Below are 24169 nucleotides of genomic sequence, written 5' to 3'. Positions count from 1 at the left end.
GTCAGCGCGCCTCGGCGTAGGTCTTGGCGTGCCCCAGCGTGGCCCGGCTGTTGGTGCTCAGCGCGGTGCGGACGTACTCGCGGGCCTCGGCGACACCGGCGTCCGGACCGAGGATTTTGGTGATGTTCTCGGTGTTGAGGACGACGGTGTGCTGGGAGGAGGCCGTCGTACCGTCCGCGTCCTTGGTGAAGGTCCAGTAACCCGTGTGCAGGGTCATCAGCGCCGGCAGCGTCACCTGCTTGTAGGCGATCTTCCGGCCCTCGAAGCAGACCCGGTAGGACTTGGTCAGATGGGTGGACCCGTCCTTGGCGCGGGTCTCCATCTCCAGGGTCTGCAACCCCGGTACGTCCTCGTCGAGCCGGACCGAGGCGACATGGGGCAGGCGCTCCTGCCACAGGTGCGCCTCGTTGACGAAGTCGTACAGGTCCTTCGCGGAGCCGGCGACACGGACGGAGTCCTCGAAGGAGAACGTCACCTCCTCGGCCGCGTGGGCGAGTTCGACGTTGGTCTTGAGGGCGGCCAGTTCGGACCGCGAGTTGCGGTCGACGGCCTCGTCGATCCAGCGCAGGCCGTCCGGGTCGTCGTCGACGGCACGGTAGTCGTGCAGCAGGCGGATGCGGGACGTCGCGTCGTCGAGGGGCTCGATGATCCAGGTGCCGCCCATGGCGGCCACGGGAGGTGCGGAGACCTCCTGGCGGAACTCGATCCGCAGGTTGTCGGGGTCCAGGACGCGGCGGGAGGTCCAGTTCTTCGCCTCGCCATTGGCCGTGGCCCAGATCCGGATGCGCTCGGCGTTGCCCGTGCTCTCCAGATGGTCGACGTAGATGGTGGGCGGGAAGATGCGCGGCCAGTTCTCGACCTCGGCGATCAGACGGTAGACGGCGGCGGCCGGAGCCGAGACGGTGATCTCGTGCTCCACCTCGCGCAGGCCGGGCTGCGACATGGTCGGGCTCCTTGGGATGAGTGCGTGGGCGGCGGGCGGGGCGGCTCAGAAGTTGCCCAGGCCGCCGCAGACGTTCAGTGCCTGGGAGGTGATGGAGGCGGCCGTGTCGGAGGCCAGGTAGCCGACCAGGCCCGCCACCTCGTCCGGCGTGGAGTACCGCCCGAGCGGGATCTTGGCCTGGAACTTCTCCCGGATGGTGTCCTCGCTGACGTCGTACGCGGCGGCGTAACCGGCCCGCACCCGCTGCGCCATCGGCGTCTCGACGTATCCGGGGCAGACCGCGTTGACGGTGATGCCGGTGGGGGCGAGCTCGTTGCCGAGGGCCTTGGTGAAGCCGACCACGCCGTGCTTCGAGGCCGAGTAGGGGGCGCCGAGGACGACGCCCTGCTTGCCCGCGGTGGACGCGATGTTGATGATCCGGCCCCAGTCCTTGTGGCGCAGGCCCCCGGTGTTGAGGACCGCGTTGGTGAGCCGGAAGACGCTGTTGAGATTGGTGTCGATGACGTCGTCCCACAGCTCCTCGGCGATGTCGGCCGTGACACCGCCGCCGCTGCGGCCCGCGTTGTTCACCAGGATGTCGACGCCGCCGAAGCGGTCGACTGCCCCCTGGACGAAGGCGTGCGCCGAGTCCGTGGAGCGCACGTCGAGGGTGGTGCCGTCGACGTCGATGCCCTCGCTCTGCAGCTGCTTCACCGTCTCCGTCACCTTGTCTGCGGTGCGGGCGCCGATGAACACCTTGTGTCCCGCGGTGCCCAGAAGGCGGGCGACGGCGAGGCCGATTCCGCTGGTGGCGCCGGAGATCAGAGCGACCCGGCCGTTTTGCTGTGTCATGTTGCGTCTCCTTGCGCGGCAGCCGCGCGGGAAGTGGAGGGACGAAGTCCTCAAGGGGTGCAAGCGGGCCGGGCGGTCGGGGGATGGCCGTCCCGGCCCGCTTCGTCGGTCTGATCGAGGACGTCAGACCGAGTCCGGATCAGGCGGCGATGTCGGCCGTGAGGAGGGCGTTGACGGCTGCGACGAGGGCCCGCGGGGTGGTGATGTCGGACAGGTTGACGTCGTCGAGGCTGACGCCGAACTCGCGCTCGATGCGGCCGCCGGTCTCCAGGAGCGCCAGGGACTCGTAGCCCAGCTCCTCGAAGTCGCTGTCCTCGATGTCGCCGTAGAGGTCGACGCCCTCTTCCGTGCCCGCGCTCTCCAGCAGGATGCGGCGCAGGTCGTCCAGGGTGAATATCCGGTCGGACATGTCGGTTCCTTCATGGTGAGGTTCGTACTGAGGGGGTGGGCGCTGTTCGTGTCGCGGGCCGGCGGGTCACTGCGCGGCGCGGACGACCACCGCGGAGTTGAAACCGCCGTGGCCGCGGGCGATCACCAGCGCGGCGCGCAGGGAGGCTTTGCGCGGTTCGCCGGTGACCAGGTCGAGGTCGTACTCCGGGGCGACCTCCACGTTGGTGGTGGGCGGGACGACGCCGTCCGCGATCGCCAGCAGGGCGGACGCCACGTCCAGGGGCGCGGCGCCGGAATAGAGCCGTCCGGTCATCGTCTTGGGCGCCGTCACGGGCACGGCGCGCGGGCCGAAGACCTCCGTGATGGCGTCGGCCTCGACACGGTCGAGCGCGGGCACCCCCGCCGCGTCGGCGAACACGACGTCGATGTCGCCCGGTTGGGTGCCGGAGTCGGCGAGAGCCGCGCGGATCGCCTGGCCGAGGCCGGGTGGCCGGCCGCTGCCGGTCCGGGGGTCGAAGGTCGCCCCGTAGCCGGCGATCTCGCCGTAGATCCGCGCGCCCCGGGCACGGGCGGCCGTGAGGTCCTCCAGGACGAGGATCGCGCCGCCCTCGCCGGGCACATGGCCGCCGGCGAGCGCGTCGAAGGGCAGGTACGCGCGGTCCGGGTCGTCCTCCTTGCTCAGCCGTTCGCCGGCGAGCTGGGCGACCCAGCCCCAGGGGCAGATCGAGGCGTCGACCGCACCGGAGACGATGAGCCGGGTGCCCTTGCGGATCTGTCGCCGCGCCTGCGCCAGCGCGTCGAGACCGCCGGCCTGGTCGCTGACCACGACACCGCTGGGGCCCTTCATGCCGTTGCGGATCGAGATCTGGCCGGTGTTGACGGCATAGAACCAGGCGAACGACTGGTATGCGCTGACGTGTTGACCGCCCTTGCTCCACAGCTTCTGCAGCTCGTTCTGACCGAACTCGAAGCCCCCGGACGAACTGGCGGTGATCACGCCCATGTCGTAGGCGTTGAGTTCCTGCGGAGTGACCTCGGCGTCCTCGAGGGCCCAGTCGGCGGCGACCAGCGCGAGCCGGGTCATCCGGTCGGTCTGCGGCAGCAGCCGGCCCGGCAGATGGTCCTCGGCGACGAAGCCGGGCACCTCCCCGGCCAGCCGCGCCGGATACTGGTCCGGGACGAAGCGGGTGACGGGTCCGATGCCGCTCTCGCCCTTCAGCGTGGCCGCCCAGAAGTCCTTGGTGCCCAGACCGTTGGGAGCGGCGATGCCCAGGCCCGTGACCACGACCGGGGTCGTCATGCGATGCTCCTGTCGGGTCGGGCGAGCACCATGGCGCTCTGGAAGCCGCCGAAGCCGCTGCCGACGGTCAGGACGGTGTCCGTGCGCCACTCCCGCGCCGTGATCGGCACGTAGTCCAGGTCGCACTCGGGATCCGGGGTGTGCAGGTTGGCCGTGGGCGGAACGACGTGGTTCTCCATCGCGAGCGCGGAGGCCGCGATCTCGATGGAACCGATCGCGCCGAGCGAGTGGCCCACCATCGACTTGATCGAGCTCACCGGCGTCCGGTAGGCGTGGTCACCGAGGCTGCGCTTGAACGCGGCGGTTTCGTGACGGTCGTTCTGCTTGGTGCCGGAGCCGTGCGCGTTGATGTAGTCGATCGCGTCCGGGTTGACCCGCGCCTCGTCCAGGGCGACACCGATGGCCTCGGCCATCTCGGCGCCGTCGGGGCGCAGCCCTGTCATGTGGAAGGCGTTGCAGCGGGAGGCGTAGCCGGCGATCTCGGCGTAGACGTGCGCCCCGCGGCGCCGTGCGCTCTCCAGCTCCTCCAGGACGAACACCGCCGAACCCTCGCCCAGGACGAAGCCGTTGCGGGTTCCGTCGAAGGGACGGGACGCCTGCTCCGGGTCGTCGTTGCGCGGGGTCGTCGCCTTGATCGCGTCGAAGCAGGCGACGGTGATCGGGGAGATCGGGGCGTCCGAGCTGCCCGCGATCATGACGTCCGCGGTGCCCTCCCGGATGATGTCCACGGCGTGGCCGACGGAGTCGAGGCCGGAGGTGCAGCCGGTGGAGACGACGGTCGAAGGGCCTTCGGCGCCCACCGCCCAGGCGACCTCGGCCGCGAAGGAGCTCGGCACGAAGTGGTTGTAGAGGTGGGGTACCGCGTAGCGGTGGTCGACCAGGTCCAGCCGCCCGCCGTCGCTGACGACGCGGTACTCCTGGTCCAGCCCGGTGGTGGCGCCGACCGCGCTGCCGATGGTGACGCCGGTGCGGTACGGATCGAGGTCCGCCAGGACGATGCCGCTGTCGGCGACGGCCTCCCGGGTCGCCACGACGGCGAGTTGGGCGGCGCGGTCCATGCGGCGGATCTCCTGGGGGCTCAGCCCGTGTTCCTCGGGATCGAAGTCGATCTCCGCCGCGACCCGTGACCTGAAGGAGGAGGGATCGAAGAAGGTGATGCCCCTCGTCGACGTCCGGCCCTCGCTCAGCAGATTCCAGAAATTCTTGGCGCCTGTTCCGCCCGGAGCGAGCACTCCGATTCCGGTGATGGCGACACGACGACCGCTCACGAGGACGCTTCCCAGTGGTAGAACGACTTGGCCATGGCATCGGCGGGCGAACGCCATGTGGCCGGGTCGTAGGCCTGAATGTAGGGCTTGAGGTCCTCGCTGATCCGCACGAAGCGCGGATCCGTCTTCGCCTCTTCGATGAGCTCTCCGCCGTTGTCCGTCTCGAATTCCTGGAGGTGGAAGTAGAGACCCTTGTAGACGAAGAGCTGACGGCGTTTGGTCCCCATGATGTGCGGCATTTCCGTGCCGTCGAACTCCCGGAAGAGCCGGGCGACGTCATAGCGTGCTCCGGGTTCCATTCGGGCGACGATCAATGTGCTGTGCATGGTCTGTTTCTTCTCCTTCGCGGCAGCAAGGCGCCAGAAAGGCCGAGCGGCCCCGGCGTGCGGATCGAAAAGGGGGGTCAGCGCGGCTGGCCCGCGCGGGCGGGGCCGAACCAGCGTTCCAGCGCCATCGGCAGGTCGTGGTGGCTGCCGGGGGCGGCCCAGGCGACGTAGCCGTCCGGGCGGACGAGGATCGCGGCCGTGTCCGTCAGGGGGCTGTCGGCGGGTACGCCGACCGGCGCGGCGGTGACGATGTCCACCCGGTCGGCCCACGGCAGCGCCCGCGCCCGCAGGGCGGGGGTGTCCTCCAGGTCGAGCAGCACCCCGCGACCGGCGGCGAGCAGGTCGAGGCTGGTGGTGGGCCGTGAGGTCGCGGCGGTCGTCAGCTCCAGCCGTGGCATGCGCCGGCCGAGCAGCGGGTGCCTGCCCGAGCCGGTGTCGTAGCGGATCTCCAGTCCACTCACCATGGCGGCCAGGTGCCGGGAGACCTCCGGGTAGGCGATGAGCTCGGAGAGCACGTCGCGGACCGGCTGCACCTCGGCCCCGCTCAGGAAGAGCAGGCCCTGGGCCCTGGTGTTCATCAGCAGGCGCCGGCCGACCGGGTGGCGCTCGTCGTGGTACGTGTCGAGCAGCGCTTCGGGCGCCCGCCCCCGGACCACCGCCGCGAGCTTCCAGCCCAGGTTGACCGCGTCCTGGATGCTCGTGTTCATGCCCTGGCCGCCGGCGGGCAGGTGGATGTGCGCGGCGTCACCGGCGAGCAGGATGCGCCCCTTGCGGTACTGGGTCACCTGTCGGGTGGCGTCGCCGAACGCGCTCACCCACACCGGCTCACCGTGCGCGATGTCGACGCCGGTCAGGCGCTTCCAGGCGGCCGCGACCTCCTCGTAGGCGGGGGCCTCGGTGCGGCGCTGCGGGGGCGTGCCGCGCTCACAGACGATCAGCCGGGTGATTTCACCGGGCAGATGACCGACCATCACCATGCCGCCGGGCAGGGTCTCGCCGATCATGCGCGGTTCGAGGTCGAGTCCCCGCACGTCGGCCAGGTACATCTCCAGCGTGGCGGCGGTGCCGGGGAAGTCGAAGCCGGCCTCCTTGCGGATCTTGCTACGGCCTCCGTCGCAGCCGACCAGGTACTGGGCGCGCAGTTCGTGCACGCCGTCCGGGCCGCGCACCTCCACGAGGGTGCTGTCGCCGTCGTCCTTGACGGAGAGCACCTCGTGACTGCGGCGGATGTCCGTGCCGAGGTCGCCGACCCACTGCTCCAGCACCGCCTCGGTGTGGGACTGCGGAACGGTCTTCGCCGCCTGATGGGCGCCGTCCAGGACACCGAAGTCGACGGGCAGGCCACCGAAGTGACCGAAATTGCTGACCTCGATCTCCCCGAACCGGGAGAGCAGACCGCGTTGTGCGAACACCTCCATCGTGCGTGCCGTGAATCCGAGTCCGCGCGACTCACCGGTGCGCTCGGCGAGCCGTTCCAGAAGGACGACGTCGACTCCGGCCAGGCGCAATTCACCGGCGAGCATCAATCCTGCCGGACCGGCTCCCACGACTATGACTTCGGCGTCCATGCCACTCTCCTCGGTCGTCCTGGGGAAATTGATTTCAGCATCGATGGACCGTAAATGGTCATCGGATATGGCATCCGCCGGACACTTGCGCCGCCTCCGGAAGCCGACTAAATACTCCTTCGAACCGACCGGCCGGTTCAAGGAGATTCGACCGGAACCTCGTCAGGGCTGTGCGAAGTTGCGTCATGTTTTTGTGAAGTGACGCGGGCGCATGACAGTCGTGTTTCCGCGGAATTGAATTCCGTGCACCGCCGGGCATCGGCGGTGCACGGACGGGGAGATCAGCCCGGCCAGCGGCTGACTTCGAGGCCGCAGTCGTCCACCGGAAGGGTCGTGGTGGCGAGAGCCCCTCGGTCCTTGGCGAAGGCCGCGTAGTCGCGCAGGTCCCACGCGAAGACCGGGTGGCAGACGTCGTGGGCGATCACCAGCGCTCCCGGCGCCAGATGGGGCAGCCAGCGCTCCAGCAGCCGGGCGTATCCGGACTTGCGTGCGCCTGGTACGTCGATGTCGATGAGCAGCAGGTCCCATGTGTCGTCCGCACTGTGTGCCGCGGCATCGAAGGCATCGCCCAGGACGGCCTCGACACCGGGCGTGAACCCGGCTCTCCGCAGGTTCGCCGCGGCGAGCGCCACCGGCTCGGCGGCCACGTCCAGCCCGAGGGACCGGCGGCCGGGATAACGGGACCCGGGACCGAAGCCCGGCCCGGACACCCAGGCCATGAGGTTCCCGGCGAAGCAGCCGAGGGTGGCGACCGTGGCGGGCCGGTGGGCCGCCGCCAGGCCGTACAGCACACGGGCGGCGAGCGGGGTGAGCGTGGTGGTCGGCACCTCGAAGGAGGAGGTCAGCCGAGCACGGAAGGCATGGAACTCCGGCCACGACACGGCGGGTGCCTCGGCCTCCAGCACACCGGCCGCCCGGCAGTGCTCGAGGAACCGCTCGGCCAGCGCGTCGGCCTGAGCGCCGGTCAGTCGCGGCAACGAACTCATCGCCCGACACCGCCGCTTACGGAGGGCCCGGGAGCGTGCGCCCTCTCCGCCTCGGCATGCCTGGACGGGGGCGCCGTCTCCGCCGGGGCCGGCCGGGCCCCGGGGGCCGCCTCTGCCACGACAGCCTCCGCCACGGGCTGGGACCCGGCCGGCCCGGTCCCTGACGCCGCCCCCGACCCGGCCGCCACGGGCCCACGCACGGCTTCGGACCGCTCCTGCCGTGAAACAGGCGGCTCTACCGCCCCGGCCTGCCAGACCTCGGGCCCTCCCCCAGACCCCCCGCGCAGAGACGGGGGCACCTCCTTCGCGACTGCCGCCGCTGCTTCGCCCTCCTCCACGACCGCTCCGGTCTCAGGCACACCCACCGCGTCCACCGCGACCGCTTCCCGCTCCCCCACGCTCCGGCCCGACAGCTGTCCGGGGTTCTCGCGTGACGTGATACCTGCCAGGAAGCGGTTGAGGTCGCGTTCGGGCAGTCCCTCGAGGTCGACGGCGGGCAGATAGGAGGGAAGTTTGGAGGACGGGGGTGCGACCTCCGCGCCCGCCGTGGTGAGCGCCTCGGCAAGCCTCTCCTGGCCGGCGCCACGGTCGTACGCGCCGGCCGCCTCCGGGTACCAGATCCGGGCCGCCGCCAGCGCGTGCCGGTCCCACTGGGACCGCCCGAGGGTCAGTGCCCACAAGAGGCCCGCCAGGTCCTGCGCGAACGCCTTCTCGTCGCACAGCCGGCGGGCGGTGCGGGCCGCGTCCCGATAGTGCCGGGCGGCAGCCGTGTGGTCGCCGCGCCGCATGTCCGTGTACCCGGCGGCCGCGAGCAGCTTCTCCAGGTGGAAGGGGTCGCGCAGCGTTCCGGCGACACGGACGGCCGCCGCGAAGGACTCCGCCGCCTCCGCGTGACTGCCCCTGCGCAACTGCAGCACGGCGATCGCATAGTGGTGCGGTACGTAGAACTCCGGCCTGCCGGTGCCGAGCATCGTCGCCGAGACCGAGCGCAGGAAGTCCTCCGCCTGGCGGTGCCGGCCGGTGATCTGGAGCAGGAAGGCCAGGTTGTGGCTCAGGTTGTAGCGCAGATAGAAGGCACTGTCTCCGGGCATCTCGCGGACCAGCCGAAACGCGTCAAACTCCAGTTCGAAAGCGGCCTGGAACAACTGCTCCCGTCGCCCGCTCTCCTCGGCCTCCCGGGCATCGATGGCCGCGGCGAGCGCCAGGCCGTTGAGAATCCACGCCTTCTCCACCTGCGCGTCCACTCCCGGCTCGGCGAGTGAGGCGAGGCATTCCAGTCCCCGCAAGTAGTAGGTGCGCGCCGTGTCCGTGTCGTCCCTGCGCTTGGTGACGAGCAGCGCGAGGAGGTAGTTCAGATGGGCCCTCAACTCGGGCCTCTCCGCCAACCGCAGGGACTCCTCCAGCTTGGCCACGGCGCTGTCGATCCGCCCGGTCTGCGCCTGAGAGATGGCCTGCAGCCTGATCAGGTCGGCCAGGTCGTCCACCCGCCCGCCCGCGGAGCCCACCGCCGCCAAGTGCGCGGCGATCAGCAGGTCGGCCCGCTCGAAGTTCTGCAGGGCGATCGCGTCGCCGATGGCACGCAGCGGTCCGATGGGTTCCGCGGAGCGCCACGGTTCGACCGCCGGAGAGGGAGCGGCGCGCGGCGCGTCCGGCACCGACGGCGTCCCACACACCCGCACGGCCCGCTGCCGGGAGAGCCGCTGGAGGAACTGGGTGCCGCCGTCCCGCAGCAGTCCGCGGACGGTGATGGGCCGGCCCTGCTGGTCGGCGATCAGGACGGCCCGGTACAGGATGCGGACCGAGATACGGTCCCAGTGGTCGAAAGCCTCGATGACCAGGACGGGCCGCTCGCCCAGCACCGGCAGGGCGTCGACGAGGAAGCGGGCCGCGCGGTCGATCCAGCCGGCGGTGGTGTGGGACTCCCGGCTGATGCGCCGGGTGGTGCCGAGCGACGCGGTCTCGGACACGGGGACGAACCGGCCCCGCGGTACGTGCCCTTGGCCGTTCGGCCTGTCCGGTCCGTCCGGTCCGTCCGGCTCGTTCGCGCGGGTGAGCAGGGAGAGCACCTCGGCGTGCCTTTGCAACACCTCCGGCAGCGCGGCGCGCGCCGCGGGCAGCAGAACGGCCAACAGCTCCTGGACACCGCACAGATGGTCGTAACCGGGCGGAGGCGGGCCGATGGCCACAGCCGCCAGCACGGCGTTCGGGCCCAGGCAGCCGGCGAGGTCATGGGGGTGGGCGCAGAGCACCACGCCGCGTACGGCGGGACGCCATGCGAGGGTCGGATCCTGCAGCCAGGCGGGACGGGCTGCCACGGCGGACGAGTTCACGGCGCGCTCCTGTCGGTCGGTCGACGAAGTCTTTTGTCCGGGGGAAGAGACCGGCCCCCGCTGCTGAGGCAGCGAGGGCCGGTGACAAGAGGACCCTGGGCTACCAGGTCTCGTTGCCCAGGGCGAGCTCGAATTCGCTCTCGGTCAGCTCGTTCTCGGCCGAGAACGTGGCAAGGACCTCCTCCAGAGCAGCGCTCAGCGCGGCTTCGGTCATGGCTGTCACCTCCTCCCTTCGGTGTCGTGAATGGGCTGGGGAACTCCCGGCCACATCCCGCGCGCCGTCCCTGACGGACGGCGCGCAAGGGGCGTACGGGAGGGTCTGTGTCGTTCCACCCGACCGGCGGGTCATCGGTTGCCGGTCTCGGCGGCCGGGTGCCGTCGGACCGTCAGACGGTGGTCGCCTCGGTGACGTAGGCGATGCGCAGGGTGTACTCGCGCAGGTCCACCCCGTCGAGGGCGGCGGGGCGTGCGTCGCGGTCGGCGCGGAAGGCGTCGTACGCCTCCTGGCTCTCCCACTGCGAGTAGCTGACGACGGCCTCGCCCTCGAAGTCGCGGTGCACGCTGTGCGATATGTAACCGGGCGTTGTGTCGAGGACCAGGTTGGGCTGTGTCACCACGGCGAGCAGCTCGTCCTGCTGGAACTTCGACCGGGTGCGGGCCACCTCGACGACCGTGAAGACGTCCTGCTGCTCGGATATCTCGATGGTCGAGTCGCCCAGTTGCGGGTTGCGCTGGGTGTGGACGACCTCGCAGTGAATGCTGTCGAAGGTCGCGAAGGTCAGGACCTCCTTGAAGCGCTCCTGCCTGCCCGGGTCGCTGAGTATGCCCTCCCAGGCGGCCTTGTCACGCCACTGTATGTAGCTGATCACGGAGTTGCCGTCGTGGCTGAGATGGGCGTTGACGGACACGAGCCCGCCGCGCTCGTCCGCGGGGCCGAGGCTCTGCCAGATCTCGATGAGCCGGTTCTGGTGCTCCGGGGACGTCTCGAAGATGTTGACCAGCGTGTAGTACTGGTCCTTGACACTGATCCTCGTCATCCGAGGAACCTCCTTGTGGTGGCCCACCGGTGCCTGGTCGGCACCGGTGGGCGGTTCGCAGACGAACGGGCGGAACCCGGGGGCGCTACGCGCCGGAAGGCAGCGTCTCCTCGGCGGCGACCGGCTGCTGGGCCGGAGGCTGGGCGGCCGGCGCGGGAAGCGCCCGGCGCAGCAGTACGGCGACCAGGGCGGCCATCGCGAGCAGAACGCCGATGGAGACGTAGGAGGCGATCTCCATACCGTGGGCGAAGGCGTCGTGGGCCGCCGAGGACAGCTCGCCGCCGACCTTGCCGGGGAGGTCGCGGGCCACGGCGGCCGCCTCGGCGACGCTGTTGCGCGCGGCGTCGTGCGCCCCGCCGGTGACTCCGGAGGGCAGGTGGTCGTCGAGGGTGGAGCCGTAGACGGCCGTCGCGAGGCTGCCGATGAGGGCGATGCCGACGGCGCCGCCGAGTTCGTTGGTGGTGGAGGCCAGCGCGGAAGCGGCGCCGGCCCGCTCGACGGGAGCGGCCTGGACGATGGTGCCGATCCCGAGTGCCATCACGGGGGCGAGACCGACGAACATGATCGCGGACGAGGTGATGACCAGCGCCGTACCGGAGTTGCCGTCGACCTGGGTCAGCACTCCGAAGCCGACGGAACCGATCAGCAGGCCGACGATCAGGACCGGCGGCGTGCCGATCTTCTGGGAGATGCCGGTGCCGACCACGGCGGCGACCATGCCGGGGATGATGACCGGCAGCTGCCACAGACCCGCCTCGGCCGGCGTCATGCCCAGGACGATCTGCAGGTAGGTGGCGAGCAGGTACTGAATGCCCATCATCAGGCCGGTGGTCAGCAGCAGGGTGCCGACGGAGACCGAGAACGCGGCGCGGGAGAACAGAGTGACGTCCATCAGCGGCACGGACAGGCCTCGCTGGCGCAGTACGAAGACCACACCGAAGACCAGGCCGACGACGAGGCTCACGGTCGGCCAGGTCTCGAACCCGTTGCGGGCCAGTTCCTTGACGCCGTACACCGCCGGCAGGATCGCCGCGAGCGACATGCCGACGCTCAGCAGGTCGAGGCGGCCGCCGGAGGGGTCCTTGTACTCGGGCAGCAGGATCGGGCCCGCGATCAGCAGCAGGACCATGACCGGCACGGCCATCAGGAAGGGCGCGCCCCACCAGAAGTGGTCGAGCAGCAGGCCACCGGCGATCGGGCCGACGACACCGCCGACCATGAAGGACGTCGTCCAGACGGTGACCGCGGTCGTGCTCTCCTTCTCGTCCCGGAACATGACGCGCAGCAGCGACAGTGTCGACGGTGCGAGGGTGGCGGCCGAGACACCGAGCAGGGCTCGGGCCGCGATGAGCATCTCGGGGCTGCTCGCCTCGGCCGTGAGCACGGAGGCGACCCCGAAGAACACGGCTCCGGTCATCAGCAGGCGACGGCGTCCGATGCGCTCACCGAGCGTTCCCATGGTGATCAGGAAGCCGGCGATGAGGAAGCCGTAGATGTCGCTGGCCCACAACAGCTGGGTGCTGGAGGGGTTCAGATCGGCCGTCAGTTTCGGGACGGCCATGAACAGGAGCGTCAGGTCCATCGTCGTGAGAAGGGCCGGAAGGCACAGGACTGCCAGGCCGAACCACTCACGGCGGCCCGCCTTCGCGGGCGTTACTGCGGTCACAACTCTGTCCTTTGCAATTCATCGGGGATGGCGGAGTTGTACGGGCCATTGAGCACAGCGACCCGCACTCAGGCAGTGGTGACGGAGACGTCGCGCACGTTCAGCGCGACGCCCTGCCCCCACAGGCGGCTGGCGGTGACGCTCTGTTGGTCGAGGAACTTCTGCGGCCAGGGCGCACCGCGTCGCGGGTCGACGTAGTGGGAGGGCGCCGAGTCGATCCGCACCAGACCGGCGGAGTCGGCGCCCAGGGCCCCGTCGAGCAGGGTGAACATGCCGACGCCGGTTGTCAGTTGGCGCGGCATGACGTCCTCGGGCTCGCCCGCGTGGTCGAGCAGCTGGTGTGCGCGGTCCAGGACCGGGTGTCCGATCCGGTCCACCGCGAGGACCTCCGTGCCGTTCACCGCCCACGTCACGGTGGAGCGCGCGCGGTCCAGGGTGATCCGCAGGGTGTCGAGGTCCCCGGGCGCCCGCTCGGCGACCGGGACGGCATAGGTGTACGCCGCGTACGTCGTGCCGGGTATGCGCAGCCGCTCGTAGTTCGCGTAGACGCGGGTGTTGGTGACGAAGAAACCGAAGATGGACGCCGTCTCCACGTCCGCGGTGATCACCGAGCCGCAGGCCAGCCGCGGGTCGGCCTGCGGGTCGTCGACCGCCTCGCCGAAGGGGTGGTCCTCCGTTCCGTACGTGGACACGGCGAGGGTGGTGGTGCACACGAGCTGGCCGGCCGCTGGGACGTCGAAGCCCGGCAGGCCGGTCCCCGCCGAACGGTTCGGCATGGCCGTCCACTTGACATGGTCCCGGGTGCCCTCGCCGCCGTCGGCCTGCTGACCGGTGGTGGAGACGAAGGCGGGGGCACCGGTGCGCGGGTTGACTCCGGTGGGGACCACGGCGAGCCCGAGCTGCGAGATGTGGGCGACTCCGTCGCCGCCCGCCACGCCCGCGGTGTCCTGGGTGTGCCAGCCGGCGTCCGGTGCGTTGACGGCGAAGCCGCCGCGGAAGTCCTCGTGGAAGAGCAGGCGGCTGCCGATCGCGTCCGTTGTGGTCATGGTCAGGAGCTCTTCCCTGCTCGGGCGGCGTCGAGAAAGCCACGGGTGAAGGCCAGCGCCGCGGCATCGAACTGCAGCACCATGTGGCTGGCGGCGGAGTTGACGTCCCGCCAGATGCGCTGGAGCGGGTCGGACATGGACTGGCTGCGCGTCCCGCCGGCGTGGAAAAGCGCGTCGACGGCGGCGCGGAGCAGCCGGGTGGCGAGCGCGCAGTCCCGCCGGTTGCGCACCAGGACGTCATCGCCGGCCCGGGCCCGGTCGACGCTCTGGGCGGCACGGGACAGCAGCAGCGCGGCCGCGTCGATCTCTCCGGCCGCCCGGGCATGGGCGATCTGCAGTGCCTCGGCGGGCTCAGTGCCGCGGGCCACCTTGTCGGCGAGAGCATTCCCCGAGAGCTTCAGTGCCGCCCGGGCCGCGCCCAGGACGGGTGCGGCGAAGGTGAGGCCGTTCACGGCGAACAGCGGCTGCACGTGGCGCAGTTCGTCCGACACGGCGCCCTGTCCCGTGAACATGTCGTCCATGAGGAAGGTCCGGTGGGCCGGCACGGTCACCTCGTCCACCACGACGGTGTGGCTGCCGGTCGCCCGCATGCCGACCGTGTCCCAGGTCTCCTCGATCCGGTAGGCGGAGCGGGGTATGGCGAAGAAGCGTGCCTGCTCCGGTCCTTCCACGCCCGGTGCCAGCGTCATGACGAGGGCCCAGTCGGAGAAGTCGACACCGCTGGCGTAGGTCCAGGTCCCGGTCAACCGCCAGCCGCCGTCGGCCGACAGCGCGGTGGCGCCGGTGGAGACCAGGGAGCTCACCAGCCGGGTGTCGGGCCCCTCCGCCCAGATCTCCGCCTGTCCCTCGGCGGGCAGACAGGCGGCGAAGCGCGCGGTGTAGGCGAGCAACGAGCCGATCCAGGCGGCGGAGGCACAGCCCTCTCCGACCGCGGCGACCGCCTCGGTGAGCGTGGCGAAGTCGGTGCCGACTCCACCGTGGCGGGCCGGGACGAGCGCCCTGCTGAAGCCGGCCTCGACCAGCGCCGCCACGACGTCGGCGGAGAGCCGTCGTTCACGGTCGGCACGGGCCGCGTCGTGGCCGGCCGGCACGCCCGCCGCCCGTGCGGCGGACAGGAAGGCGTCCGGGGTGGTGCGGGGAGCGAGGAGCATCCCGGTCATGGCTGTCTCATTTCGTCGACGTCGCAGCGGCGAGCGGCGGGGCGGATCACGCGCGGTACGGGCGCCTGGCGCGGGCCTCGCGCAGTGCGACGCCCCACCACACGAGCTGGTCGAGCATGGTCTTGGCCGCGGCGGCGCAGCCCTCTGGCTCCTTGGGGTTTCCCTCCGCGTCGAAGGTGGCGCGGGCGCCGTGGAAACTGACCGTGTCCCGCAGGGTGACGGCGTGCATCTCGGCGTAGACCTGGCGCAGTTGCTCGACCGCTCGCAGACCTCCGGCGAGACCGCCGTAGGAGACGAAGCCGATCGGTTTGGCCTGCCACTGCGTGTAGTTCCAGTCGATGGCGACCTTGAGCGGGGCGGGGAAGCTGTGGTTGTACTCGGGCGTCAGGACGACGAAGGCCTCGGCCCGTTCCAGGCGTGCGCTGAGGGCCTGCGCTGTCGCCGCGTCCGCGGGCTCGGGGGCTTCGGTCACCGCCACCGGCAGCGGGTAGTCGGCGAGGTCCACGACGTCCAGTTCGACGGCGTCGTTCTGCCGCGCCTCTTCGGCGAACCACTGCGCGATGGTGGGGCCGAACCGTGTGGCACGGGTGCTTCCGATCACCAGTGCTACTCGAAGACGTTCCTCGGACATGGGGATCCTCACGGTCGAAGGTGTGCTGTGTGCGCTTTTCTGAACTACCGGGCCTTCTCGGCCCCTTGGAGTGCGGTGCGGTGCGGCGGGCCGTCCCCACGTCACCGCCGCACCGCGCCGGCACCGTCAGCCGGTACGGCCGTGGCCTCCGCTGCCGCCGCGGCCGTACCGGCGTCTGTGTGGCGGGACGTCAGACGACCTGGCGGCGGGCGCCGGCGGCATCCCGCGGGGACCACCACAGCGCGGTGGTCTCGGCACCGGGCCCGAGCACGGTCCAACGGCCCTCGACGATGCGGCCGTTGCTCCAGCGCAGCAGGTGCAGCGCCTCGATCTCGAAGGTGTCGTAGGGCGAGGTGCTGTCGGCCTCCGCCCCCGCACGCACCGCCGAGATGTGGTTGACGTCGACCGAGTAGCCGGCCTCGGGATTCACCAGAACCGTGATGTTCTCGCCGTGCATCGTGCCGCCGGACAGCCGGAACATGTTCCCGAAGAACTCAAGGAACGCGTCGAGACCTTCGTACCAGCCGGAATACGCGTGCAGTCCGGGAACCTCGAAGCGCACCTTCTCGTCCCAGAATTCCGTTATTCGCGCGCGGTCCCCTGTGGCCAGGGAGGCCCAGGCTGCGCCGACGCGCTCGGGAGTGAGATCAGACATGGATATGGATTCCTTTGACGTGTGCGGTTCGGTCGCCCTCCTGCTCAGGAGGGCCAAGAAAGAGGGATATCTCGGGCGCCGCCCGGTCAGGGGCAGGGCATTCGGGATTCAGTGAGTAACGGCGGGCTGGAAGCACAGTCCGACTCCGCGGATGGTCGTTATCCACTCGTCGGGTCCGAGTTTTCGTCGCAGACTGGCGACATGCGTGTCGATCGTGCGGCTCGGTGGCGACCAGTGGTCTCCCCACACCTGGCTCATGAGCCGGCGCCGCGACACCACGGCTCCCGGTTGTGAGGCCAGCAGGCACAGCAGGTCGAACTCCTTTCGGGTGCACTCGACGCGCTCGCCCCGCAGCGTGACCTGACGCAGCTTCATGTCTATGCGCAGCGGGCCCCATTCCATGACATCCGGCGCGTGAACCTGTCGCACACTGCGCCGCATCACCGCACCGATCCGCGCGGTCAACTCCCGCAGGTCGTAGGGCTTGAGGAGGCAGTCGTCCGCCCCGGCCTCGAGCACCAGCACCTGGTCCCACTCACTGCTGCGGCAGGTGAACGCGATGATGGGGGTGTCCCCCGCGGCGCGGATCGCGGCACACACGTCCAGGCCGTGCAGGTCCGGCAGTTCCAGGTCCAGCAGGACCAGATCCGCGTGCTCGTACATCTCCAGCGCCTTGCCGCCCTTGTCGACAGCGACCACCTCGCAGCCCTGCCGCCGGAGGCTGTGGGTGATTCCCCGCTGAGCATGCGGGTCGCCCTCGACCACGAGCACACGCCATCTCTCGACAGCCACGTCCACCCCCGGTATGTGACCCTCCACCCCCCGCGAGGCGCCGCGCTGCGCCTCGGATCCGCGATGACGGTGATGCGTGCCGTGCCTTCGGTGCAGAACCGTGCCCTGCTGACTCATGTCGTCGTTCCCCCGTTCCTGCGTGGAAGCCCACGCCGAAAACCGATCGAGCACTCTGAGATTACAAACCGACACGCATGCATGTCAACGCGCTTCGAGTGGCGTGAATCACGCCTCCGATGTCCCGAACAGCCTCATGCAACATGGACTAATCGTGCGTATCGGACATGACTGTTCGTTCAACAACTGATCCAACCGCCGAAATGCTCCCGCGCGAGCGGGGTAAAGATACAGCCATGAATGTTATCTTCATGGTCTCCTGCAGGGCCTCACGGATCGATCCGGACCGTGCCGGCACCTGCAAGGCCACCTGCACGGACGTGAGGAGTCGGCATTGAGCGACAAAGCGACCCGGACCCGTTCCCAGTTGATTCGTTCCGCCGCGACGGTCTTCGCCGAACACGGCTATTCGCGGGCGAAGTTGTCCACGATCGCCATGGACGCGGGAGTGAGCCGAGGGGCCCTCTACTTCCACTTCCCCAGCAAGGACGCCCTGGCGGACGCCGTTGAAGCGGCAGCCGCCGAGCAGTTCGGGAGAGTGACGAGCGGCGGGCGGGAAAGCGGTGCGCAGGGCCTGGCATGGGCGGTGCAGATGTTCGCCGCGCTGTACCGGCGCGATGTCACCTTTCGCGCGGGAGTACTGCTGAGCTGCGAGAAGGACAGGAAGCCCACGGTGAACGTCATCCAGCAGTGGGAGGAGTACGTACGGGATGCCGTCGCGCTCGCGGAGCGCCGGTATCCTTTCGCCCGCTCCGTCACGGCGGGGCATACCGCCAACGCGGTCGTCGCCATGACCGTGGGACTGGCGTATCTGTGGCAGGAGGGCGAGCAGTGGCTCGCCGAGTCAACCGTCACTGGTGTATGGAATCTCCTGCCGCCGTCGGTGGGCCGCATGGAGTGAGACGGCGGCCGGGGCCCCTCCCACGAGCTGGGTCCCTGACGCGTAAACCCTGCACAGGCCGGGCCCGCCCGATGTTCCGGCGGGCTCGCGCGCATGGTGGCTCGTCCGAAGGAACGGACACGCACGGGGAGGGCCGGATCAGCCCCCCACGGGCTCTTCCTCACTGTTGGCCGCCCGTTCGGCCGCCAGGGCACCCAACTCCGCCCCGACCTTGATGCCTCGGTCCGGGCTCAGGTCGAGCTGGAGCAGTACCACGGGCTCCGCAATGTTGGCCAGCACATGCTTCAGCAGCACCCTGACCCGGGCGTCCAGATCCGTCCAACCCGTCATGACCTGCGAGAACAGCTGCACTCCCGTGAAACAGGAGCACAGCAGCTCGGCCGTCTCCACCAGGTCCACGTGCGGACGCAGTTCACCCCGCGCGCCGGCCTCCTCCAGGATGCTGAGGTTGCGGTCGACCCACCCCTGGAAGGGAAGCTTCCGGTCCAGTCCCACCGAATCCAGCTCCAATGACAGCCTGACGCTGCCCTGGAGCACGGGATCCCTGGCCAGCTGGCAGGCGAACACCAAGCCCAGGTCGATGAGTTCCTGAAGCTTCAGGTCCCGGACGACGGTCGGGACGTCCGCCTGGCTCGCCAGCACGGCCCGTGCGAGTTCCTCCTTGGAGGAGAAGTGGAAGTACACGGCTCCACGCGTGAGGGTGAGCTTCTTGAGGACGTCGGCGACCGTCGTGGCGCTGTAACCCCGTTCAGCGAAGACGGACCCAGCTGCCTCCAAGATCATGCGCCGGGTCGCGAGAGCCCGTTCCTGCGTCACCATTGACTTCCCTCCAGAGCATTTCGCCTGTTTGTGCAGGTGGAACGGATGTTACTCATCATTAATCTCATCATGCGAGACAAGTCATTGAGCCACATACCGACTCACACGTATGTTACGTCCCGCTCGAGCTCACCTCGAGCTCGGCTATGGCATACCTAGGGGGAAGGCGTGCAGGCTACCCATGTGCAACAGGAGGGCAGACAGCCCTCCTGGCACACAGAACCTGACATATCGCCCGACGCGACATCCCATCCGGTCTTCAAAGAACTGGTGCATCGCTCGACCTCGCTGGATGTTCTGCCTGTCCGATGGCGGCCTCAGACGAAGAACCGCTATCTCATCAACGTCGCCTGGCCCCACGACCACCCTTTCTATACAACCGTGAAGGGTAATCACGCGGCCAACCTGACCGCAGAGACCATCCGTCAGTGTGGACTCCTGCTTGCTCACGCCGCCTACGACGTACCTCTGGATCACCACTTCGTCATGTGGAACCTGGCGTACACCCGGGAGCGGACCCGCCCAGCTCCGGCCCCCGGGCCCCGCCGCATCGAGGTGGAGACAGCCTGCTCGGATCTCCGCTTCCGCGGCCGCCGACTGGCGGCCATGACCTGTGACATGACGCTGCGCACGGAACAGGGTGAGACCCTGGCACGGGGCGGCGGTCGCTTCGACATCATCAGCCCCGCCGTCTACCGCAGACTACGCGGTGAGCAGATCGAATCGACCGCACCCCCCGCGCAGCGCGAACCCGTACCACCGGTCGTCGTCGGCCGCGCACGACCGATGGACGTGTTGCTCGCCCCGGCTCCCGGGCCCGCGCCCACCGCCGCCGGATCGCAGAGACGCTGGCAACTGCGCGCGGACCGCGCCCACCCGACCGTCTTCGACCACCGCAACGACCACTTCCCGGGGTTGGTCCTCGTCGAAGCGGCACTCCAGGCCGCGAACGCGGCCACCGCACCAGTCCGCCAGCACTGGTCCTCGGTACAGGTGGCCTTCCACGGCTACGTCGAGTTCGGATCGCCGTGCTGGATCGACGTCCGCACCGTGCCCACCGACCTGCCGCACCGTACCGAACTCGAAGTCACCGGTCACCAGAGCGAGCGCCCGGTGTTCAGGGTTCTGCTGGCGGGCACTTCGATGCACGGCTGACGGTTTCTCCGTCCGCGGACGCGCCATCGGACACGGCCCGCGTCACGGTCGACCGAACAGCGATTCACCCGACGCGTCGCCGCCGCAGCCGACGCCTCCCGCTCTCCGGCACACCCCGTATCACGGCCATCGACCGCCGCTCGCGTCCGGCGGCCACCCTGCATGCCCTGTACACGGGCGTGCCGCCGGGCGTGCCCGAACGCCGCGCAACCATGTGTCCCACGGCTCATGTCGCGGCATGTGCATCAACGATCCCGATCAGCAAAGGCAACCGACTCTCATGACACCCGAGTTCCCGGCCGAGACCATCGGCCGACCACCCCCGCACACCCTCACCCCGCACCCGTCAGGCCTCATTCCGTCGTGGGCCGCGTCCCGTGCAGCACGCACTACAAGAGTCAGCACAGCACCATCATGCTATCCGGCGGGAGGGGCATCGCCGCAGACCGTTCACAGATCCGGCTTGTCTCTTTCGCAAACAGACGCATTCGTGAAGCCGGTTGAAGCCGGCGTGAAGGACCGCACACCGACTGTCCTCATCACGGGTGCGACCGGCTTCGTGGGCCATCAGGTCGTCCATCGACTGCGCGCACACCCGGCCCAGCCACGTCTGCGGCTGCTCACGCACAAGAAAAGCCTCCCGAACTGCTGCACACAGACAGCCGGCGTGGTCACTGCCAGCCTCACCGACCCCGCGTCCCTGCACGAGGTGTGCCATGGCGTGGACACGGTGCTGCATTTCGCCTCGGTGATCACCAATGACCCGGTCACCGCCCACGCCGTCAACACGGCCGGGACGCAAGCCCTGTTGGCCGAGGCTGGACGGTCGGGTGTCCGGCGCTTCGTTCGGCTCAGCACCACCGCGGTCTACGGGCCGGGCCCACACCGGGGTGAGCCCCGGTCGTCCGATCTCCGGCCGTCGGTGACCAGCGCCTCGCGGCTGGCGGGTGACAGAAGCGTCCTCGCCGCCGGCGGAACCATCCTGCGCCCCGGGCTGGTCTACGGCGCCGGTGACGTGTGGGCCGTACCCGCCCTCGCTCGGATGATCAGCGGGTTCCCGCACTGGATCAACGGCGGGCGGGCCAGGCTGTCGTGGATCTCTGTGGACGATCTGGCCCGGACGGCCGCCGCGCTCGCGACCCGACCCGAGCCGCTGCCCACGTCCGTCGTGCTGCACGCGGCGCACCCGGACCCGGTCACCGTGCGCGAAGTCGTCGCGACCCTGTGCCGGCACCTGGGCCTGCGACTGCCGCGCGGGGACGTGCCCCCGACGGACCTGGCGAAACGTCTCGGCAGCCGGACCGATGCGGCTCTGCTGCAGCGGTTCACCCAACTGGGCGAGGACCACTGGTTCGACTGCACCCCGTTGTGGTCCCTGACCCGACTGGAACCCGGCCCCGGCATCGCCGAGGGCTTCGCCACCTGCGCGCCCTGGTACCGCGGACACCTCGACGACGTGATGCCCGCACCTCTGCCGTCGGCCGGCTGAAACGCGCGCACAGCACGGACGATGCTCCACCAACCCTCCCCACCACCGAATGCAGAAGGCGGAACCAACGATGCAGACCACATCGTCCACGCGGCAGCCCTCAGCCTGCCCCTTCGCGATCGACCCCACCGGAAGCGATATCCAGGGCGAGATCGAACACATCCGCGCACGCGGTCCCGTGACCCGGGTCCAACTCCCGGGCGGCGTGCCGGCATGGTCGGTGACCAGCGCCGACCTGATCAAGCGACTCCTGCTTGATCCGCGGGTCTCCAAGGACGCCTACCGGCACTGGCAGGCCTGGATCGACGGCGAGGTGACAGGTGACTGGCCGCTGTCCATCTGGGTCTCCGTGCAGAACATGGTCACCGCGTACGGCGCCGAGCACACCCGGCTGCGCCGGCCGGTGGCCGGAGCGTTCGGCATCCGGCGCGTCAACGCGCTGCGACCCGGCATCGAAAGGATCGTCGAAGATCTGCTGGACGGACTCGCGCAGCAGGCGGCCCGCACCCCGGACTCGGTCGTCGACCTCCGGGAGCACTACGCGCACCCACTGCCCAGCAGCGTCATCTCCGAACTCTTCGGCGTGCCCGAGTCGGCGCGCGGCGAGCTGCACCGGATCATCAAGGGCTTCTTCGCGACGACGGCGTCCAAGGAAGACGCGCAGAGCAATGTCCTCCACCTCTACCGGACCATGAACGACCTCATCGCCCTCAAACGGCGCGAGCCCGGCGACGACCTGACGACGGATCTGGTCACCGCCCGCGACGACGAGGGCACGGCGATGACCGACAAGGAACTGGCGGACAACCTGATCCTGCTGCTCACCGCCGGCTACGAGACGACGGTGAACCTCCTCGACAACGCGATCACCCGGCTGCTCGCCCACCCCGAGCAGCTCCGGCTGGTCCGCGCCGGCCGGGCATCGTGGGACGACGTCATCGACGAGTCACTCCGCCTGGACGCGCCCGGCGCGCACTCGATTCTGCGTTACGCCGTGGAGGGCCTGGAGATCGGCGGGGTCACGATCGCCCGGGGCGAGGCCATCACCATCTCGTACGCGGCCGCGGGCCGTGACCCCGCGCTGCACGGAAGCGACGCCGACCGTTTCGATGTCACCCGCGCCACACGGGGCGAGCACCTGTCCTTCGGCCACGGCGTCCACTACTGCCTGGGAGCTCAGCTGGCCCGCCTGGAGGCGTCCATCGCCCTGTCGGCCCTCTTCACCCGTTACCCGGACCTGAACGCGGCCGTGCCCATGGCCGACCTGCGCCCGCTGCAGTCCTTCATATCCAACGGCCACCGGGAGGTGCCTGCTCGGCTGGGCCCCGTGTGAACCATCCACGTAAGCCGGCCGACGGGGCGGGCGTAGGCGGGCGGTTCGATCCGGGGAACGCCCCAGTGACCGGCGGTCGGGGTCACTGGAGCGCCGGTCGCACGGCGGTGCCAGGGCTGTGTCGACGTGCCTCGTGGTCTGCGCCCTGCGGGAGCATCGCGGCTTAGCAGGCACCAGCAAACCATGACCATGGATCAGCGATCGAGCGGCTCGTAGTCGAACCAGTCGAAGTGAAGGGAACCGGCTGATGCGAACATCCCTAGGACTCGGCCGGTGAAACCGCCGGCGACCTCCGTGGACAGGTACTTCCCGTCGAGCGCGGTGAGTGCGACGAAGGTTCCGTCCGGTTCCTCGATGCCGATGTGACGGTATCGGGACCGGTGCGTGCGTGGTTCAGTGTCTCGATGGCGGCCACTTCGACGCGCAGGACGACGGGTCCGGGTGGTACCGGCCGGGCCGCCACGACGGTAACCAGGGGGCCGATACGGGCACGCACCCGAACCTCGCCCGACGTGGCCTCGATGTCGTAGTGGTGCTGTTCGTCGAGGCGAACGGCCACACCGCCACGCCCTTCCGCCACATCGACCAGAGCGCGCCACCCGGCAGGAGGCGTGCTGCTGCCGACGGCCGACGAACGTCACGTCGGTGTCGTCCAGGGACGCGCCCCGGGCGCGCAGCGTGAGCCAGCCGGGCCGTTCCTTGGTGGTGCAGTCCTCAGCGGGGCGATGACGCAGCGAGACCGACGTCGCCGGCACAAGCGGCACACGGAGCGGAGACGGTCTGCTTGGCCATCGAACTCCGCCCCGATTCCCGCCAACGGCTTGCCACGAGCACCGGCCGTTCAGCGAAGCAGCCGGGAGCGTGCTGGTCGTCGGGTCCGGGCCATTGCGTCGAGGACGTGTTCTGGTGGTAGCGCTGCCGCCAGTCGCGCCAGCTCCTCAAAGATCGACATGTATGAGCCTCGGCCGGTCTCGCCGCGCAACTCCCGCTCGCGTTCAACGAACGGCCGCACGGCCTGCCAGACCGAGACGATCCGGGTCCGCAAAACCGTGACCATGAGGGTTTCGTCGAGCATGTCGAACACGGCGAGGTTCGCGAAGGACTGGTAGTAGTACACGACGTTGTAGAAGGCCGCCTTGGCTTCCGAGGGTAATCCCCGTACACCGCCTTCCGGATCGTGCTCTGCGCCCAAGCGCGTGCGGAGGTAGTCGTGCTGCTCATGGAAGTCTGCCGAGCGGAACTCCTGGAGCAGGTCGACCATGACGGATATGTGGTTGGCGTGCTGCGCGGTGCGGACCTGTCGGGCGTTGAAGACGACGGAGGTCACCACTGCGACAACGGCGATACCCGTGGTGACGACATTGAAGATGACGGAACTGTCCATGCGATCACCGTATGGAGCGCTCACCCGTGGTGCATACAGGGC

Annotated in this window: 23 protein-coding genes and 1 pseudogene; 4 read left to right on the top strand and 20 right to left on the bottom strand. The window is 69.6% G+C overall.

Annotated features, from left to right (window positions below; translation table 11 throughout):
* Position 1 precedes the first annotated feature (1 nt).
* From ABZ453_RS29710 to ABZ453_RS29630, 17 genes are all read right to left on the bottom strand, one after another.
* Positions 2–943 carry an aromatase/cyclase gene (locus ABZ453_RS29710; protein WP_359019525.1) on the bottom strand — a complete coding sequence of 314 codons (942 nt, stop codon included), beginning with the start codon at positions 941–943 and terminating at the stop codon, positions 2–4.
* Between the two features lie 45 nt (positions 944–988).
* Positions 989–1774, bottom strand: a complete 786-nt coding sequence (fabG, locus tag ABZ453_RS29705; protein ID WP_359019523.1) for a 3-oxoacyl-ACP reductase FabG — start codon at positions 1772–1774, stop codon at positions 989–991.
* Between the two features lie 139 nt (positions 1775–1913).
* Positions 1914–2183 carry an acyl carrier protein gene (locus ABZ453_RS29700; protein WP_359019521.1) on the bottom strand — a complete coding sequence of 90 codons (270 nt, stop codon included), beginning with the start codon at positions 2181–2183 and terminating at the stop codon, positions 1914–1916.
* Between the two features lie 66 nt (positions 2184–2249).
* Positions 2250–3464 carry a ketosynthase chain-length factor gene (locus ABZ453_RS29695; protein ID WP_359019519.1) on the bottom strand — a complete coding sequence of 405 codons (1215 nt, stop codon included), beginning with the start codon at positions 3462–3464 and terminating at the stop codon, positions 2250–2252.
* Positions 3461–4732: a beta-ketoacyl-[acyl-carrier-protein] synthase family protein gene (locus ABZ453_RS29690; protein ID WP_359019517.1), complete on the bottom strand. Its 1272-nt coding sequence runs from the start codon at positions 4730–4732 to the stop codon at positions 3461–3463. Before ABZ453_RS29690 ends, ABZ453_RS29695 begins: the two co-directional genes overlap by 4 nt.
* A complete protein-coding gene (locus ABZ453_RS29685; RefSeq protein WP_359019515.1) occupies positions 4729–5058 on the bottom strand; it encodes a TcmI family type II polyketide cyclase in 330 nt (109 codons plus the stop codon). The genes ABZ453_RS29690 and ABZ453_RS29685 overlap by 4 nt, the downstream gene beginning before the upstream one ends.
* A 77-nt stretch (positions 5059–5135) precedes the next feature.
* Positions 5136–6626, bottom strand: a complete 1491-nt coding sequence (locus ABZ453_RS29680; RefSeq protein ID WP_359019513.1) for an FAD-dependent monooxygenase — start codon at positions 6624–6626, stop codon at positions 5136–5138.
* A 281-nt stretch (positions 6627–6907) separates the two neighbouring features.
* Positions 6908–7612 carry a class I SAM-dependent methyltransferase gene (locus tag ABZ453_RS29675; RefSeq protein ID WP_359019511.1) on the bottom strand — a complete coding sequence of 235 codons (705 nt, stop codon included), beginning with the start codon at positions 7610–7612 and terminating at the stop codon, positions 6908–6910.
* Positions 7609–9942, bottom strand: a complete 2334-nt coding sequence (locus tag ABZ453_RS29670; RefSeq protein WP_359019509.1) for a hypothetical protein — start codon at positions 9940–9942, stop codon at positions 7609–7611. The genes ABZ453_RS29675 and ABZ453_RS29670 overlap by 4 nt, the downstream gene beginning before the upstream one ends.
* A gap of 100 nt (positions 9943–10042) precedes the next feature.
* Entirely contained in the window at positions 10043–10165 is a 123-nt protein-coding gene (locus tag ABZ453_RS29665) for a hypothetical protein (protein ID WP_359019506.1), read from the bottom strand.
* A 163-nt stretch (positions 10166–10328) separates the two neighbouring features.
* Positions 10329–10979 carry an antibiotic biosynthesis monooxygenase gene (locus tag ABZ453_RS29660; protein ID WP_359019504.1) on the bottom strand — a complete coding sequence of 217 codons (651 nt, stop codon included), beginning with the start codon at positions 10977–10979 and terminating at the stop codon, positions 10329–10331.
* A gap of 85 nt (positions 10980–11064) precedes the next feature.
* The gene (locus ABZ453_RS29655) at positions 11065–12645 is read right to left on the bottom strand and encodes an MFS transporter (protein WP_359019502.1); all 1581 of its coding nucleotides are present in this window, start codon (positions 12643–12645) and stop codon (positions 11065–11067) included.
* 68 nt (positions 12646–12713) lie between these two features.
* Complete coding sequence (locus ABZ453_RS29650) at positions 12714–13691, bottom strand: DUF6081 family protein (RefSeq protein ID WP_359019500.1); 978 nt, start codon at positions 13689–13691, stop codon at positions 12714–12716.
* A gap of 2 nt (positions 13692–13693) precedes the next feature.
* A complete protein-coding gene (locus ABZ453_RS29645; RefSeq protein ID WP_359019498.1) occupies positions 13694–14851 on the bottom strand; it encodes an acyl-CoA dehydrogenase family protein in 1158 nt (385 codons plus the stop codon).
* A 46-nt stretch (positions 14852–14897) separates the two neighbouring features.
* Entirely contained in the window at positions 14898–15482 is a 585-nt protein-coding gene (locus ABZ453_RS29640; protein WP_358607142.1) for an NAD(P)H-dependent oxidoreductase, read from the bottom strand.
* A gap of 190 nt (positions 15483–15672) precedes the next feature.
* Entirely contained in the window at positions 15673–16137 is a 465-nt protein-coding gene (locus ABZ453_RS29635) for a nuclear transport factor 2 family protein (protein WP_359019496.1), read from the bottom strand.
* 108 nt (positions 16138–16245) lie between these two features.
* Entirely contained in the window at positions 16246–16929 is a 684-nt protein-coding gene (locus ABZ453_RS29630; protein WP_359019494.1) for a response regulator transcription factor, read from the bottom strand.
* Positions 16930–17380: 451 nt separating this feature from the next.
* Here ABZ453_RS29630 and ABZ453_RS29625 point away from each other — a divergent pair, with 451 nt between their 5' ends.
* Positions 17381–17947 (top strand): TetR family transcriptional regulator, encoded by a 567-nt coding sequence (locus ABZ453_RS29625; protein ID WP_359019492.1) that lies wholly within the window; start codon positions 17381–17383, stop codon positions 17945–17947.
* Positions 17948–18085: 138 nt separating this feature from the next.
* Here ABZ453_RS29625 and ABZ453_RS29620 read toward each other — a convergent pair whose 3' ends face one another.
* On the bottom strand, positions 18086–18766 hold the full coding sequence (locus ABZ453_RS29620; RefSeq protein ID WP_359019490.1) for a ScbR family autoregulator-binding transcription factor: 681 nt from the start codon (positions 18764–18766) through the stop codon (positions 18086–18088).
* A 168-nt stretch (positions 18767–18934) separates the two neighbouring features.
* Here ABZ453_RS29620 and ABZ453_RS29615 point away from each other — a divergent pair, with 168 nt between their 5' ends.
* From ABZ453_RS29615 to ABZ453_RS29605, 3 genes are all read left to right on the top strand, one after another.
* Positions 18935–19921, top strand: coding sequence for a ScbA/BarX family gamma-butyrolactone biosynthesis protein (locus ABZ453_RS29615; protein ID WP_359019488.1), 987 nt, complete (start codon positions 18935–18937; stop codon positions 19919–19921).
* Positions 19922–20159: 238 nt separating this feature from the next.
* Positions 20160–21410 (top strand): NAD-dependent epimerase/dehydratase family protein, encoded by a 1251-nt coding sequence (locus tag ABZ453_RS29610; protein WP_359019486.1) that lies wholly within the window; start codon positions 20160–20162, stop codon positions 21408–21410.
* Between the two features lie 70 nt (positions 21411–21480).
* Positions 21481–22743 carry a cytochrome P450 gene (locus ABZ453_RS29605; RefSeq protein ID WP_359019484.1) on the top strand — a complete coding sequence of 421 codons (1263 nt, stop codon included), beginning with the start codon at positions 21481–21483 and terminating at the stop codon, positions 22741–22743.
* Between the two features lie 194 nt (positions 22744–22937).
* Here the strand turns inward: ABZ453_RS29605 and ABZ453_RS29600 are convergent.
* Positions 22938–23483 (bottom strand): annotated as a pseudogene (locus tag ABZ453_RS29600) (glycoside hydrolase family 43 protein); the annotation flags it as partial.
* Positions 23484–23584: 101 nt separating this feature from the next.
* Positions 23585–24127, bottom strand: coding sequence for a hypothetical protein (locus tag ABZ453_RS29595; RefSeq protein WP_359019482.1), 543 nt, complete (start codon positions 24125–24127; stop codon positions 23585–23587).
* Positions 24128–24169 lie beyond the last annotated feature (42 nt).

This window comes from Streptomyces sp. NPDC005799, from assembly GCF_040630525.1.
Classification (GTDB): domain Bacteria; phylum Actinomycetota; class Actinomycetes; order Streptomycetales; family Streptomycetaceae; genus Streptomyces; species Streptomyces griseorubiginosus_B.
Note: the sequence above shows the minus strand (reverse complement) of the source record. Positions and strands in the feature narration are given on the sequence as shown.